This window comes from Rhodococcus sp. PAMC28707 (assembly GCF_004795915.1).
Lineage (GTDB): Bacteria > Actinomycetota > Actinomycetes > Mycobacteriales > Mycobacteriaceae > Rhodococcoides.
Genome location: NZ_CP039253.1, coordinates 4,626,949 through 4,640,553, shown reverse-complemented (window position 1 = coordinate 4,640,553; position 13,605 = coordinate 4,626,949). Strand labels below are relative to the sequence as shown.

The following is a 13,605-nucleotide window of genomic DNA, read 5'->3' as shown; positions in this document are numbered from 1 at the left end:
GGTCAGGCTCCGAACAGTCGACGGCGCAAGGCTGCGGCATTTCCGAAGATCCGGATGCCTAGAACTACGACTATGGCCGTCGACAGCTGTGTACCCACTCCGAGCTGATCTCCCAGCCACACAATGAGTGCTGCGACGAGCACGTTGAAGACGAACGAGACGACGAAGACCTTGGAATCGAAGATTTCGTCCAGATACGCTCTGAGGCCGCCGAAGACCGCATCGAGCGCAGCGACCACGGCGATCGGTAGATACGGCGCGACTGCACCGGGAATCTGCGGGCCGGACACGGTTCCGATCAGTACCCCGATCCCGAGAGCCAGGAATGCCAGCAGAACCAACCCGCCGCCGCGCCTGTTCAGAGCATGTGTGGCACGGTCGTCGGACATAGAGTTTGCCCCTACCCCTTCGTTGCGTTCCTGTGTCACCTTCCGCCTTCCTGCTGTGTACGCGGGGCAGTCCTGACCGCGGCTGCGGGCAGTTCGAGTGAATCCTCGGACCGCACTTCGAAGCCGACATCGTAGAGCTGAGTGAGCGCTGACATTCTCAGGTGGGCATCACTAACCGCAAATCGAACCTGCAGTTGGTCGGGCGACCCGATCGCGTCGATCGTGTACGGGGAGAAGACTGGATGATTGTCTACGAGCATGGCCCCGCCCGCCTGCCTGATCGTCACGTTCGGGCCGATTCGGATACCGTCGACTGCAATCGCCTCGGCACCACTCGCCCACAATGAATTCACGACCACTTGGAGATCTCGGTCCAGTACGGTGGCCGCAGAGTTTCCACGTTTCTTCTGCGAAACATCGGACAGGTTTGCCGAGGCAGGCGGCTCGGTGACCACGACGGCGATGCCTGCACCGGACGAAATCTCGGCACCCGCCGCAGACTCGATGTTCCTCAGTGAACTCAGAATCGATGCGCCGTCATTGTCGCTCTGTAAGACGCTCGACCGGGCTGATTCGACCTCGCCGGCGAGAGTGGACCGAGTTCGTTCCATCGCGTCGGACCGGCTCTCTGCCTCGCGTACCGTCTCCACCAAGTCGTGCGCTTGACCGGACGCGTCCGACCTGAGGACGTCGACTCGAGATAGCGCCACACCGAAGACGCTGCCGATGAGAACTACGCCGACGATGGCGAGGACCACGTCTATCGGGGACCGAGTGGATTTCGACGACTTGGTCGCCGAGGCGGCTGCATACCCTGGATCGAGGTGTTCGCTCATCAACGACTTCAGCAGTGAAGGCGTCGGGTTGCGTATCGGTGGTTTACGCATCACGAAACACGTTGATTCTGGCTCCTCGGAATCGTCTTCGCCACGACCGATGCCTTGTAGGTGTAGAGCACTCCTGTCCAGGTATAGAGAGCCGTCCCCCAAATGATCAGCGAATATCCGATCGGTGTGAGCACATCCGCGACGACCGACTCTCCGGTGGCACCGAGCAGCACAGGAAGGGCGACCATGATCACGAAGGTTGCTGCTTTACCCAGATAAATCACCTCGGGTGGCGGTAGTCCGCGTCGGCGGTAGATCAGCAAAGTACCCGCAAGGACAACGTCGCGTCCGATCAGAATCGCCGCCACCCACCACGGAATGATCCCGCGGGCAACGAATGCAGCGAGAGCACTCACGACCGACAATCGGTCCACCAACGGGTCCAGAATTGCACCGAGTTGCGATGACTGATCGAGCGCCCGTGCAAGCTTTCCGTCCAGCCAGTCGGTTGCACCGCTGAGCAGCAGGACTGTCAGCGCCCATCCATCTGCTTCAGGAACGAGGAGCAGATAGAGAAATAGAGGGATCGCCAGCAACCGAAGTGTGCTGAGCACGTTCGGCACAGTGAGAACCCTGCTATTGAGATCGGCGTCGGAACACGGATCGCTCACCACCCACACCTCGATCCTTTGTCGTCGACGCCTTGATTGAGGCTGGATTGGTACCCACACGTGGGGCGAAAAGTCACCGCCACGCGAACACCGGTTGCTCGAAGTCTGCCACGCGAGTATGGCGCCGATGGAAGACGACTTCGCGGAACTGATGAACGACTGCACCCGTCGGCGCGTGTACCAGCGAATCTCGGAACGGCCATTGGATGACGGGCCGTTCGGATTCCGGGATCGCCACGAATCTCGGGTCTATATCGATCTCCGAGGCCTCGACCTCGTACACGATCTCGACCTCGACGACGTTCGGCACGACATGCTTCAACGTATCGCCAACCCACACGACGAACGGCGTGATCACATACCCGGATCGAGTGCCGTAATCGTCGAGCCGGCCAAGGACATCGTGTGGAGAAACATGCACGTTCAGCTCCTCGCCGAGTTCACGCAGACAAGCATCCTCAGCCGACTCCCCCGGGTCGATGCCACCTCCTGGCAAAGCGAATTGCCCTGGATGAGCGCGCAGACGCGAGGGACGCATGGTGAGAAGCATCCGTCGTCGGTACGGTTCACCACCGATGGCTATGGCCACAGCGGCCGCTCGCATGTCGCCAACCGCCATCCGCCGAGAATCGAATTCCGATAATGCGGACACGATCGACGAACGTTCCAACCGTTCGTCCGCGATCACGACGGAATCCATATCGGGACGGAATATTGTCCGCGAACGTTCCACAAGACTTCGCCGTCGGATCGAACACCGAAATCACCAGAATGGATGCCCAACGCCGCGACGACCTGCTGGTCGGAATCGGGCATCGACAACTCCTCGGTCGGTGTGCGGGACAGTTGATACATCCTACTCATCGTGCAACGCCGAGCTCTCGCACGAATACCGGGTCCACAACGACGCGATCGACCCGCCAACCAGTCCAAGGCCTGCGCCCACAACGATTCCGACTGCTATACCGGGCGCGCCGCCGACGGCGGCGCCGATAGTGATACCTACCCCGGCGCCCATACATATACCGACGCCAGGAAACGACTCACCGAGTCGTCGGGCTGATCGACTTGTGCTCATTGCCATATCCCACAATCTTTTTCGATCGCTCGACCGGTCACACTCTGTCTGCATCTTCGGCGGGAAGCCGCACTGTCGGCGGAACTTCGTGCACGGAAATCGCGTCCGAGCCGGTGTGCCCATCGACCGAAGGGGTCTCCGATTCGCCCGGCAGCACCGCGTCGAGCGCACGTGGTACCAGCCAATACAGCAACGCACCGAAAAGGACCAGGATGTTGCACCATTGCAAAATGGTTGCTGCATTGTCGTCGGCGATTACACGGTCGAGGGCTTGCATGTTCATCACCAGACCGTGGAGAAGTATCAGGACCCACAGCCTTCGGAACCGGAAATAAACCCACACCGCAGCTGCGCCCCAGAGGAATGCCCACACGAACCCGCCGAAGCCGAAGTACACGTAGAGCAAGCCTCGCATGGTGGCGGCGAGAACCACGATCCATCCGATCGGTAGTCGACCCGCAAGAAGGAGAACGGGCAACGCCGCTAGGAGTGGCTCCTCACGCAACCCGGTTGCCAACGCTGAAGCGACAGCCAGCCAGGGTGACTCCACGACCGCCGGCACCGAGAAGTCGAACCGCGCGATACCTAGCTGGCCGAGCACCAACACGACCGCTGATGCACCTGCGATGGCCGCGCACCATGCGATGGCCGCATCGAGTGCAGTTCCATGGCGCTCGGGCAACACAGTGGCGAGAGTGCGTCGACGCAAGACGAGAGTCAGCCCGATCGCTATGAATCCCAACGACATCTGGACCGCCAGCGCAATGAGGTCGGCAAGTTGATCCGACACGCTCAGCACTGGGGCAGGCGCGTTGGGCTCCTGCATTCTCCACAGCGCACCGAGAATGCTGACCGAGTACAGCAAAAGCCAACCGGTCACCATGCCGAGAACGAACAGGACGCTGACGATCGACGCCGGGAACATCGATTGGTTCGGGCGCGACCACACGCTGCTGTTGCCCACCATCTCCGACCACCCGACCTCGAACGCCCATCCGAACGCGACCTGTCTACCACGAGTTCGAGATCGACGGGGACTTCGAACTGGGCGCGACGATGACCAGAGCGTCCTTCCGAGGTATAGGCGGATATCGGACGAATACTTGACTTGTTCAAGAAATGAGAGTCGTATCACAGGGGTGACCTCGAGGCCCAACTACCGGGAGATGTTGCGCGATGCAGCACTTCGTGTCACGCGCCCTCGCATCGAGGTTCTCGACGCGGTGCACACGTACCCGCACTCGGACACCGAGTCCATCTATGCCGTAGTTCGCGCTGAACTGCCGGTCGTCTCCAGGCAAGCCGTCTACGACGTGCTCAGCGCCTTGACTGCCGCACAGCTCGTGCGCCGCATCCAACCCGCCGGTTCCGTGGCGCGGTACGAATCCAGAGTCGGCGACAATCACCACCACCTCGTATGCACCTCGTGCGGGGCTATCTCCGACGTCGATTGCACGGTCGGATCGGCTCCCTGCCTCACCGCATCCGACACTCGAGGATTCGCTGTACACGAAGCCGAGGTCGTGTTCTGGGGCATCTGCCCAGATTGCGCGCCCCCACAGAGTTCACGATCACAATCATGATCGGTTCGATCAGCCAGCCCCGGAAGGAATCTCGTGTCTGAAGACCACACCACTCGCGAAAAAGAGATGAACCAGGACCAACCCCAAGAGGGAGGGGCCTGCCCAGTCCTACACGATCGGCAGCTACATCCGAGTGAGGGTGGGAGCAATCGTGATTGGTGGCCGCAGAGCCTCAATCTACGGATTCTCAAGAAGAACCCGGCCGTGGGTAACCCGATGGGCGACAACTTCGACTACGCCGCTGAGTTCGCCAAGCTCGATCTCGCCGAGGTCAAGGCCGACCTTGCGGCCTTGATGACGGACTCACAGCCATGGTGGCCTGCGGACTTCGGTCACTACGGACCATTTTTCGTACGTATGGCCTGGCACGCAGCGGGCACGTACCGGATCCAGGACGGACGCGGCGGTGCCGGCGCGGGGATGCAAAGATTCGCGCCGTTGAACAGCTGGCCGGACAACGCAAGTCTCGACAAGGCTCGCAGACTGATCTGGCCTGTCAAGAAGAAGTACGGCAACAAGCTCTCATGGGCCGATCTCATCGTCCTCACCGGAAACGTGGCAATCGAATCGATGGGGTTGCCGACCTACGGATTCGCCGGCGGCCGCGTCGACGTCTGGGAGCCCGACGAGGATGTCTACTGGGGACCGGAACAGACATGGCTCGGCGACGAGCGCTACACGGGCGAGCGGGAACTGGAGAATCCTCTGGCCGCTGTCCAAATGGGTCTGATCTATGTCAACCCCGAAGGCCCGAACGGCGAGCCCGATCCCGCGGGTTCCGCCGTCGACATCCGCGACACGTTCGGCAAGATGGCAATGAACGATATCGAAACCGCTGCGTTGGCAGTCGGCGGCCATACCTTCGGAAAGGTTCATGGTGCAGCCGATCCCGAGCCTCACATAGGCGCAGAGCCAGAGGCCGCACCGCTCGAGCAGATGGGTCTCGGCTGGAAGAACAGCTACGGCACGGGCGTCGGCGCAGATGCCATCACCAGTGGCATCGAAGGTACCTGGACGCCGACTCCGACGACCTGGGACAACACTTTCCTCGAAACGCTGTACGGCTACGAGTGGGAGGTCCACAAGGGTCCGGGTGGTGCATGGCAGTGGCGTCCGAAGGACGGCGCTGCCTCCGATCTCGTTCCCGACCCCGCCGACCCTGCCAAGCGGCACGCTCCGATGATGCTGACCAGTGACATCGCGATGCGTGTCGACCCGATCTACGAGCAGATCACTCGACGTTGGCTCGATCACCCTGAGGAACTGGCCGAGGAGTTCTCGAAGGTCTGGTTCAAGTTGACCCATCGTGACCTGGGGCCGGTCTCCCGCTACCTCGGTCCCGAGGTTCCAAGCGAGACCCTCCTGTGGCAGGACCCGATCCCGGCGCGCGACCATGAGCCGGTCGGCGAAGCAGACATCTCAAAACTCAAGAGCGTTATCCTCGCTTCGGAGCTGACCGGGCCACAGTTGATATCCACAGCATGGGCTGCAGCGTCGTCGTTTCGGGGCAGTGACAAGCGTGGAGGCGCCAACGGTGGGCGTCTTCGCCTGCAGCCACAGGCCGGATGGGAGGTCAACGAACCGGACGAACTGGCAAACGCGATTCGTGTTCTGGAAGGGATCAAGGAGACCTTCGACGCTGCGGGAACAGCGAAAATCTCCTTCGCCGACCTCGTTGTCCTCGGCGGATGTGCCGCCGTCGACCATGCCGCGCAGAGCGCCGGGCACGATGTCACGGTGCCATTCACTCCGGGGCGCACAGATGCAGCACAGGATCAGACGGACATCGAGTCGTTCGCCGCTCTCGAACCCAAATCGGACGGATTCCGCAACTACGTCGGCAAGGGCCAACGCCTTCCGGCCGAGTACTCCCTGGTCGACAAGGCCAACCTGTTGACTCTCAGTGCGCCCGAGATGACTGTGCTGGTCGGCGGTCTTCGAGCGCTGGGAGCAAACCACAAAAAGTCCGAACATGGAGTCTTGACGACGCGTCCGGGAACCTTGACCAACGACTTCTTCGTGAATCTCCTCGATATGGGCACAGAGTGGGTTCCCACATCGGAGGAAGGCATCTACGAGGGAAAGGACGCGGCGACGGGAGAAGTGAAGTGGTCCGGTACCCGTAACGACCTCGTCTTCGGCTCGAACTCCGAACTGCGCGCCCTGGCCGAGGTCTACGCGTCGGACGACGCCTGCGAGAAGTTCGTCCACGACTTCGTCGCTGCGTGGGACAAAGTAATGCAGCTGGATCGCTTCGATCTGGTCTGAGCAGAATAATTGTCGGTCCGACGCAGCGGGTTCACCCCGTTGCGTCGGACGGACTGTGCTCTCGCCAATCTCCTCTCGGACGTCCGAGAGGAGATTGGCTTCGGGCGGAAGGGGTAAACAGGATCGATGACAAGTACTGCACTCGTTTCGTCGCCTCCCCTACCTGCACCCTGTGGTCCCTTGTCGGCCGCTGTCGTGGACTTCATCACCGGTAAGTCGACAACTGCGCCCCCGGCTTCCGGTGGAGTGGATCCGATGTCTCGGGACCTCCATGTGGCGTTGGCTACGTGCTACGAGTTGCACTACCGAGGCTTCGCCGGAGTCGACGACCGCTGGGAATGGAATCCGGATGTGCTGCGATTCCGCGCAGGCTTGGAAGAGTCGTTCATGTCGTATCTTCGCGACAGCGTCGAGCCAGGGAACGACGCGATTGCCGAAATGGAGTACTTGTCCGTTGCGCATTCTTCGGGTACCGGGCCTTCCTGGTATCTGCGCAATGAAGGTTCGTGGGAACACATGCGCGAGTACTTCGTTCACCGGTCGATCTACCATCTCAAGGAAGCCGACCCGCACGCATGGGCAATTCCTCGGCTGCACGGACAGGTAAAAGCGTCGTACGTCGCGGTCGAGTTCGACGAGTACGGCGGCGGGCGCGGTGAGCGAGTACATCAGAAATTGTGGGCAGACCTGATGGATGCCGCCGACCTGAATTCGACTTACCTCGGATATACCGATCGAGTGCCTGCCGAGACGCTCGCCTGGGTCAATTTGATGTCGCTCTTCGGTCTGCACCGGGGACTGCGCGGCGCTACGGTCGGGCACTTCGCTGCCACTGAGATCACGTCCTCGCCCGGGTCACAGCGGTTGGTCACCGGCCTCGAGCGGCTAGGGGCACCGCAGGCCTGCATCGAGTTCTACGCCGAGCACGTCGAGGCAGACGCCGTGCACGAGCAGTTATTGCGTCACGACGTCGTCGGCGGCCTCATTCGTACAGAACCCCATCTCGAGTCCGACATCGTCTTCGGGATGCGCGCTCTCGATTTTGTCGACGCTGCGCTGGGTGACCGAGTACTGACAGCGTGGCACTCAGGCGCGTCCAGCCTGATCTGAAAAACTTTCCCGAACGCTGCTCAGGCGTGCCGGTTGCCGTCTACCATCCGATATTGGGTTTGGATCAAGCAATCCCCGCACTGGTGGGGCGCACGTCTGACTGGGGGCGGAACCGCTATGTTGTCCGACGTGATCGATGTGACCATCGACTTCGAACATTCGAAAGATCAAGTCTGGGAAATCGTGACTGCGCCGGAATGGTATTGCCGGTTCTTCATGGGACTAGAGTCCTGCCTGCCTGTATCGGAATCGATTCCGGGCGCGTTCACGGCAAGGGTCGACAGCATCGATCACGCTTTGCGTCTCGACCTCGATTACGTGAGAACGACGATGTCGATCACTCATCTCGATTCCGGCGGATTCGTCAATGTCCACCTCACCGAGGTTTCGCCGGGCCGATGCACGGTCGACGTGACTGTGTTCAAAGCATCCCTGAACGGCGCGTACTCGCGTGTTCCCGACCGCAACAGCGTTGTATGCGATTGGTTGCGAGCAGGGTTCGCGCACCTTGCCGACTACCTGGCGGGGAAGCAGACCTCTGTTCTCTCCGGTTCGGGTAACTCCCGGACGATGCAACTCGATATCGCCAAGACAATGTACAAAACCGGTGTCATCCGCACTGCACGTCCAGATCTTGCATTTCGACAACTGAATTCTTTGTCCAAATGGGGTTTCACGCTGGGCGGCGGGTTCGGGGCAGCCGCGGCGACATCACCGGATGCCATCGCGCTTATCGACGACCGAGGAACTCGGACGTTCGCAGAAGTACATCAACGGTCACACCGCATAGCTGCGGGTTTGTACGCGATGGGGCTGCGCTCCGGAGACACCGTCGGGGTGCTGGCACGCAATCACATCGCGATGACCGAATGCACCGTCGCCTGCGGATTACTGGGGGTAGACGTGGTGCTGTTGAACACCGGCCTGGCAGCACGACAAATCGAAAGTATCGCCGACCACCATCAGCTGAAAGCCTTGTTCGCCGACGACGAGTTCGACTCGATCATCTCGCATGTGGCCCAGGAAGTGCCACGAATCAGCCTCTCCTCGCGCTCGACCGTTCCTGGCAGGCGCCTGCTCGAGCAGCTTGTGGCACCCCCGTCCGCGACATTCTTTCGGCCCGAGCATCCGGGAACATTGGTGGTTCTCACCTCCGGAACGAGCGGAACTCCCAAAGGCGCATTCCGCCCCACCGCCAAAGGGTTCGGGACGATCGCAGCGATGTTGTCGAAGATGCCGCTGCAGGTGAACGAGCGAATGATGATCGCCGCCCCACTGTTCCACAGCTGGGGTCTGGCGGCACTTCAGCTCAGTACACCGCTGCGATCGACGGTCGTGTTGCAGGACAGATTCGAACCTGAATCCTGCTTGCAAGCGATTGCAGAGAATCGTTGTACCTCGCTCATCGCGGTGCCGATCATGCTGCAACGTATCCTCGAGTTACCCCCGGACGTCCGCGCGCGGTACGACACCTCGAGCCTGCGGGTAGTGGCATGCAGCGGATCGGTGCTGGCAGGCTCCATGGTCACTCGCTTCATGGACACATTCGGTGACGTTCTGTACAACTTCTACGGCTCTACAGAGGTGTCGTGGGCGACGGTCGCCGGACCTGCCGACCTCAGAGCTGCTCCTACTACGGCCGGAAAGCCGCCCCTTGGAACTCTTGTGGCCATTCTCGACGGCGGAGGTGATCCGGTTCCGCGCGGCTCTGTCGGCAGAATTTTCGTAGGTAACGACATGCTGTTCAACGGATATACCAACGCCCCCAGGCCTGCTGTCACAGCAGGCCTGGGGGCGGACATGATGGACACCGGCGATCTGGGCTACCTGGACTGCAACGGCCGGTTGTTCGTCAGCGGCCGGGACGACGAGATGATCATCTCAGGTGGAGAGAACGTCTTTCCTGGTCCTGTCGAGGATGCGATTGCTCATCTTCCGCAAGTCGGCGAGGTCGCAGTGGTAGGTGTATCGGACAAGGAATACGGTCAGAGGCTGGCCGCATTCGTCGTGATGCGCGGCGCCGCAGGACTGGACGATGACATGGTTCGTCTCTACATCAGAAATCGGCTGAGCCGATTCTCAGTGCCTCGCGACGTCACGTTCCTCGACGAGCTTCCGCGGACAGCAACCGGCAAGGTGATCAAACGTCTACTGATTCAGTCCTCGCCGCAAACCCCGCTCGCGACCTAGCCTGCCACCACGGCGATAGAAAAAAAGTCCACCGCGCCGGGGCATCAAGATCGTCGGGCTGACTGTCCCCGCGATATGCTTTCGGCTACATCCGGCGGCGAACCGAGGCTATTCATACATGAGTGCGACCTTGCGCCGAAACAAGTCCGAATCGAAGTCGTTCTGGACGCGATTCGATACGCGGACAACGATGGTGATCACGAGCGCCTCTGGGGCGCTGCCGCTACTGGCAATTGCGCTGATCTCACCGTCGTTCCTTCGCGACGGCGCGCTACCCCTCCTGACCGCAATCGTCGTCTTCACAGCGATTACCGTGCTCTACGCCGTGCACGTCGGCAAACTGACAGATGGGCAGTTCGCTGTCCTCGGTGCCGGCGGCATGATCGGTGTCGCAATTTCGGCTTACCTCATCGCCGATCCTGCCGGTACGCGAGCAGTAACGTCACTGCTTGCCGTTGTACCTGCAATTGCAGCGTCCGGCTCCTCGCCCCGCATGACTGCCGCTCTCACGGCAGGTTCGGTGGCAATGGCGACGTGGTTGTCGGCCGTCAGTCTCTCGTCCTCAGGCGTTGCGGTCACTATTGTCGCTATCGGTGCGGGAGCAACGTCTGTGCTGGTACCGGTGATCCTGATCGCGACCCTTCGCCGGTCTCTACTCACCGTCAACAAGCGCCTCAATGTCCTGGCGAATACCGATCCACTCACCGGTCTGCTCAATCGCCGCGGCATGATGACACAGGTAGAAGCATTGCTCGACCGGACGTGCGACAGTCGCAGTCAGTTGTCCGCCCATGTCATCGACATCGACCATTTCAAGGCCGTGAACGACAGTCATGGCCACGCTGCAGGCGATCTCATACTCGTGACAATTGCTGATGCCCTCGTTCATGCAACCGAGGAGACCGGATCGAAAGGAACGATCGTCTCTCGCATCGGTGGCGAAGAATTTCTCGTATTGACTCCCCTTACCGAAAACCATTGTTTCGAATCGAACATTCTCGAACGTGTCCGCTCCGAATGCGTGGTCACCGTCAGTATCGGATCTGTCACTGCAGACGTCCGTGCCGTCCTCGATCCCCGGCTCACCATCGACGGTGAGTTGGAGAGCCCCCACGTCGAGCAAGTCATCGATACACTCATGCACGCCGCCGACAACGCCCTCTACGCTGCCAAATCCAGTGGCCGCGACCGTGCGTCACACGCCGGGACAATAATGGTCACGTGGAACTCGACGCGGCAGACCGATGAATCGTTATCCCCTCGAATATGATCCCCGCAGTCGTAGCTTCGATGTCCATTATGCGACTGCAGACGAGTGATAGCCGTTTCCGGTCAACGCACGCGCGTCGCTTTCCATAAGGCCCCAGACCTCCGCATGTGCTTCTCGTGCAATGGTCTCCCGATCCCACCACATCAAACGCGTGCGGTACTGATCGCTGGGGTACGCAGCAGCGGGCACAGTTGTGTCGATTCGCCCTCCGGATGTTTCCCACTGACGAAGCACATGGTCGGCAGCACTTGCGAACAAGTACCTGCTCCCTGTCAGTTCGATGGTCGGCAGCGCCGTTCTCGCCAACAGTCCCGAGATCACCCGCGCCGGCGCTCCCTCTCGTACCCACGCGCTCTTCATCTCGATGATTCCGTGCGGAAGTCGAGTCCGGAGTTGACCTCTGACCACGTCGAGTCCCGGTGAGTCCGCCCATTCGGTCAACACATGCGACTGCTCGACATAGGTATAAGGACCCTGGGCCCGAACACCACCGAGCATCTCCCCGTCAGGTCCGAGAACGACATAGAACAACGCTGTCGTCGCGCCCGATTCCACCTCGTCGATGTCGAGAGCACACGTCACACCATGGCGCGAGTACGACGACCAAGCACCGTCGACATACCTCGTCCAGAGTTTCGGTGCTGCAGAAGGCATTGCCGCAACGAGAGTCATCGATCCCTCGCAGTGGCTGATTCTCGGGCCGAATATTGCGTCGACGGGCCGATGCATCCCTGAAAGCTTCGACCGAGCGGCACGCGAACCCCAGTTCGCGCTAGGGGTTGCATTTCGGTAATTGACTGTCGCAGGTGCAGACACGGTTTCTCCTAAGAAGACATGCCGAGTTCCAAAGGTCCCCGGCAAGGGGCGAAGGCCGACGCTATCGGGCGCCGACAGTTCAGTTGCCAAGTGGCAACCAGGCAATTCTTCCTGGTCGTGGAACATTTGACTGTTCGAAGGTCGTAAATCTTCGTCCCAACACTGTGGATAGTGGTACTTCCGGCACCGACGACGCACTCTGTCAAGACTTTCGACACCGATTTCGCAGTCGTATCGGACGTCAGTGAACACAGAGCGCACCTGGATCGGTTATCTTGACGACAGCGGAGCACCTGCTCGAGCGTCCGAACGAGAAGAGTGAGATCCACGTGTCAGAACATCGGATACTGAATTCGGCCCTCGAGAGCGATATAGCAACCGTCGAGGAACTAGCGGCTCAACCCGGAATACGGATTCTCGACGCGTCACAAAACCAGCTTGAATCGTTGATGGGTCTTTTGCCCACCCCATCGGCAGAGGTCCTCGACGAGCCACAACGGTGGATTCACTATCCGTGGAGAAACTCGCTCGTGAAACTACTCGGGCCGAAAGGCTTTCGGACTCTGCGACTGGACCGAAACAGAAACAAAATCACCCTCTCCGAGCAGGAGCGGATGACCGAACTGCGCGTGGGAGTCGTCGGGCTCAGCGTGGGGCACGCCGTGGCGCACACCATCGCTATCGAAGGACTGTGCGGTGAGCTCAGACTCGCCGATTTCGACGTCCTCGACCTGTCCAATCTCAACAGAGTCCCGGCATCGGTGTTCGACCTCGACATCAACAAAACCACGGTCGCGGCACGCCGAATCGCCGAACTCGATCCATACTTGACAGTGGTTACACACCCCGAAGGTCTGATCGCCTCCAGCATGGACACGTTCATGGACGGACTCGATATCGTCATCGACGAATGCGATTCGCTCGACGCGAAGTTGACTCTCCGTGAGGCCGCCAGAAGTCGAGGCATACCAGTTTTGATGGAGACCAGCGACGGCGGAATACTCGATGTCGAACGGTTCGATCTCGAACCGACCAGACCATTGCTACACGGCCTCCTCGGAGATCTCGATGCCCGCTCCCTGGCTGACATCACACCGGAGCAGAAGGCACCGCTGGCTGCGCGGATTCTCGACCCCACAAAACTGACTCCCCGGATGCTCGCTTCGCTACCGGAAATCGGAGTGTCGCTGTCCACTTGGCCCCAACTCGGCAGCGATGTCGCACTCGGCGGCGCCTCGGTTGCGGCAGTTGTGCGCACTTTCGGATTGGGCACGCCACCGCCGTCGGGAAGGGTGCGAATCAATTTGGAGACGCACATCTCGGCAATCGTCGACTTTTGACCGGTGGTCTTCACAAGATCGGGCGAAATCCGATGGCCCGCCTCGGTGTCAAGCGGCGAGCCG

The 13,605-nt window shown here is 60.4% G+C and carries 14 protein-coding genes; 6 read left to right on the top strand and 8 right to left on the bottom strand.

Annotation, left to right across the window (positions count from 1 at the left end; all coding sequences use genetic code 11):
- Positions 1-2: 2 nt before the first annotated feature.
- The 7 genes from E5720_RS21200 to E5720_RS21175 all read right to left on the bottom strand — a co-directional run bounded on the left by E5720_RS21200 (position 3) and on the right by E5720_RS21175 (position 3,932).
- Entirely contained in the window at positions 3-389 is a 387-nt protein-coding gene (locus E5720_RS21200) for a DUF1290 domain-containing protein (RefSeq protein WP_247596083.1), read from the bottom strand.
- 35 nt (positions 390-424) lie between these two features.
- Positions 425-1,276, bottom strand: a complete 852-nt coding sequence (locus E5720_RS21195; RefSeq protein WP_247596082.1) for a DUF881 domain-containing protein — start codon at positions 1,274-1,276, stop codon at positions 425-427.
- Positions 1,276-1,890 carry a CDP-alcohol phosphatidyltransferase family protein gene (locus E5720_RS21190; RefSeq protein WP_136172262.1) on the bottom strand — a complete coding sequence of 205 codons (615 nt, stop codon included), beginning with the start codon at positions 1,888-1,890 and terminating at the stop codon, positions 1,276-1,278. The genes E5720_RS21195 and E5720_RS21190 overlap by 1 nt, the downstream gene beginning before the upstream one ends.
- Before the next feature lie 70 nt (positions 1,891-1,960).
- The gene (locus E5720_RS21185; protein ID WP_168708399.1) at positions 1,961-2,587 is read right to left on the bottom strand and encodes a CoA pyrophosphatase; all 627 of its coding nucleotides are present in this window, start codon (positions 2,585-2,587) and stop codon (positions 1,961-1,963) included.
- Complete coding sequence (locus tag E5720_RS22330) at positions 2,572-2,703, bottom strand: hypothetical protein (protein WP_281727905.1); 132 nt, start codon at positions 2,701-2,703, stop codon at positions 2,572-2,574. Before E5720_RS22330 ends, E5720_RS21185 begins: the two co-directional genes overlap by 16 nt.
- Before the next feature lie 40 nt (positions 2,704-2,743).
- Positions 2,744-2,965 carry a hypothetical protein gene (locus tag E5720_RS21180; protein ID WP_136172261.1) on the bottom strand — a complete coding sequence of 74 codons (222 nt, stop codon included), beginning with the start codon at positions 2,963-2,965 and terminating at the stop codon, positions 2,744-2,746.
- A 37-nt stretch (positions 2,966-3,002) separates the two neighbouring features.
- Positions 3,003-3,932 (bottom strand): CPBP family intramembrane glutamic endopeptidase, encoded by a 930-nt coding sequence (locus E5720_RS21175; RefSeq protein WP_136172260.1) that lies wholly within the window; start codon positions 3,930-3,932, stop codon positions 3,003-3,005.
- Positions 3,933-4,104: 172 nt separating this feature from the next.
- Between E5720_RS21175 and E5720_RS21170 the strand changes: the two genes are divergently transcribed.
- The 5 genes from E5720_RS21170 to E5720_RS21150 all read left to right on the top strand — a co-directional run bounded on the left by E5720_RS21170 (position 4,105) and on the right by E5720_RS21150 (position 11,386).
- Positions 4,105-4,548 carry a Fur family transcriptional regulator gene (locus tag E5720_RS21170; RefSeq protein WP_136172259.1) on the top strand — a complete coding sequence of 148 codons (444 nt, stop codon included), beginning with the start codon at positions 4,105-4,107 and terminating at the stop codon, positions 4,546-4,548.
- A 66-nt stretch (positions 4,549-4,614) separates the two neighbouring features.
- Positions 4,615-6,816 (top strand): catalase/peroxidase HPI, encoded by a 2,202-nt coding sequence (katG, locus tag E5720_RS21165; RefSeq protein WP_136172869.1) that lies wholly within the window; start codon positions 4,615-4,617, stop codon positions 6,814-6,816.
- A 126-nt stretch (positions 6,817-6,942) separates the two neighbouring features.
- Complete coding sequence (locus E5720_RS21160) at positions 6,943-7,926, top strand: iron-containing redox enzyme family protein (protein ID WP_136172258.1); 984 nt, start codon at positions 6,943-6,945, stop codon at positions 7,924-7,926.
- A 117-nt stretch (positions 7,927-8,043) separates the two neighbouring features.
- Positions 8,044-10,116: an AMP-binding protein gene (locus E5720_RS21155; RefSeq protein ID WP_136172257.1), complete on the top strand. Its 2,073-nt coding sequence runs from the start codon at positions 8,044-8,046 to the stop codon at positions 10,114-10,116.
- Between the two features lie 118 nt (positions 10,117-10,234).
- Positions 10,235-11,386, top strand: coding sequence for a GGDEF domain-containing protein (locus tag E5720_RS21150; RefSeq protein ID WP_136172256.1), 1,152 nt, complete (start codon positions 10,235-10,237; stop codon positions 11,384-11,386).
- A gap of 27 nt (positions 11,387-11,413) precedes the next feature.
- Here E5720_RS21150 and E5720_RS21145 read toward each other — a convergent pair whose 3' ends face one another.
- The gene (locus E5720_RS21145; protein WP_247596081.1) at positions 11,414-12,202 is read right to left on the bottom strand and encodes a hypothetical protein; all 789 of its coding nucleotides are present in this window, start codon (positions 12,200-12,202) and stop codon (positions 11,414-11,416) included.
- Positions 12,203-12,477: 275 nt separating this feature from the next.
- Here E5720_RS21145 and E5720_RS21140 point away from each other — a divergent pair, with 275 nt between their 5' ends.
- The gene (locus tag E5720_RS21140) at positions 12,478-13,542 is read left to right on the top strand and encodes an Rv1355c family protein (protein ID WP_247596080.1); all 1,065 of its coding nucleotides are present in this window, start codon (positions 12,478-12,480) and stop codon (positions 13,540-13,542) included.
- Positions 13,543-13,605: the final 63 nt, after the last annotated feature.

Bases quoted from the DNA above. Each gene is read 5' to 3' on its own strand.
- E5720_RS21155 (WP_136172257.1), top strand. From the start codon at position 8,044: ATGTTGTCCGACGTGATCGATGTGACCATCGACTTCGAACATTCGAAA.
- katG (WP_136172869.1), top strand. From the start codon at position 4,615: ATGAACCAGGACCAACCCCAAGAGGGAGGGGCCTGCCCAGTCCTACAC.
- E5720_RS21160 (WP_136172258.1), top strand. From the start codon at position 6,943: ATGACAAGTACTGCACTCGTTTCGTCGCCTCCCCTACCTGCACCCTGT.
- E5720_RS21200 (WP_247596083.1), bottom strand. From the start codon at position 389: ATGTCCGACGACCGTGCCACACATGCTCTGAACAGGCGCGGCGGCGGG.
- E5720_RS21150 (WP_136172256.1), top strand. From the start codon at position 10,235: ATGAGTGCGACCTTGCGCCGAAACAAGTCCGAATCGAAGTCGTTCTGG.
- E5720_RS21195 (WP_247596082.1), bottom strand. From the start codon at position 1,276: ATGCGTAAACCACCGATACGCAACCCGACGCCTTCACTGCTGAAGTCG.
- E5720_RS22330 (WP_281727905.1), bottom strand. From the start codon at position 2,703: ATGCCCGATTCCGACCAGCAGGTCGTCGCGGCGTTGGGCATCCATTCT.
- E5720_RS21175 (WP_136172260.1), bottom strand. From the start codon at position 3,932: ATGGTGGGCAACAGCAGCGTGTGGTCGCGCCCGAACCAATCGATGTTC.
- E5720_RS21180 (WP_136172261.1), bottom strand. From the start codon at position 2,965: ATGAGCACAAGTCGATCAGCCCGACGACTCGGTGAGTCGTTTCCTGGC.
- E5720_RS21185 (WP_168708399.1), bottom strand. From the start codon at position 2,587: ATGGATTCCGTCGTGATCGCGGACGAACGGTTGGAACGTTCGTCGATC.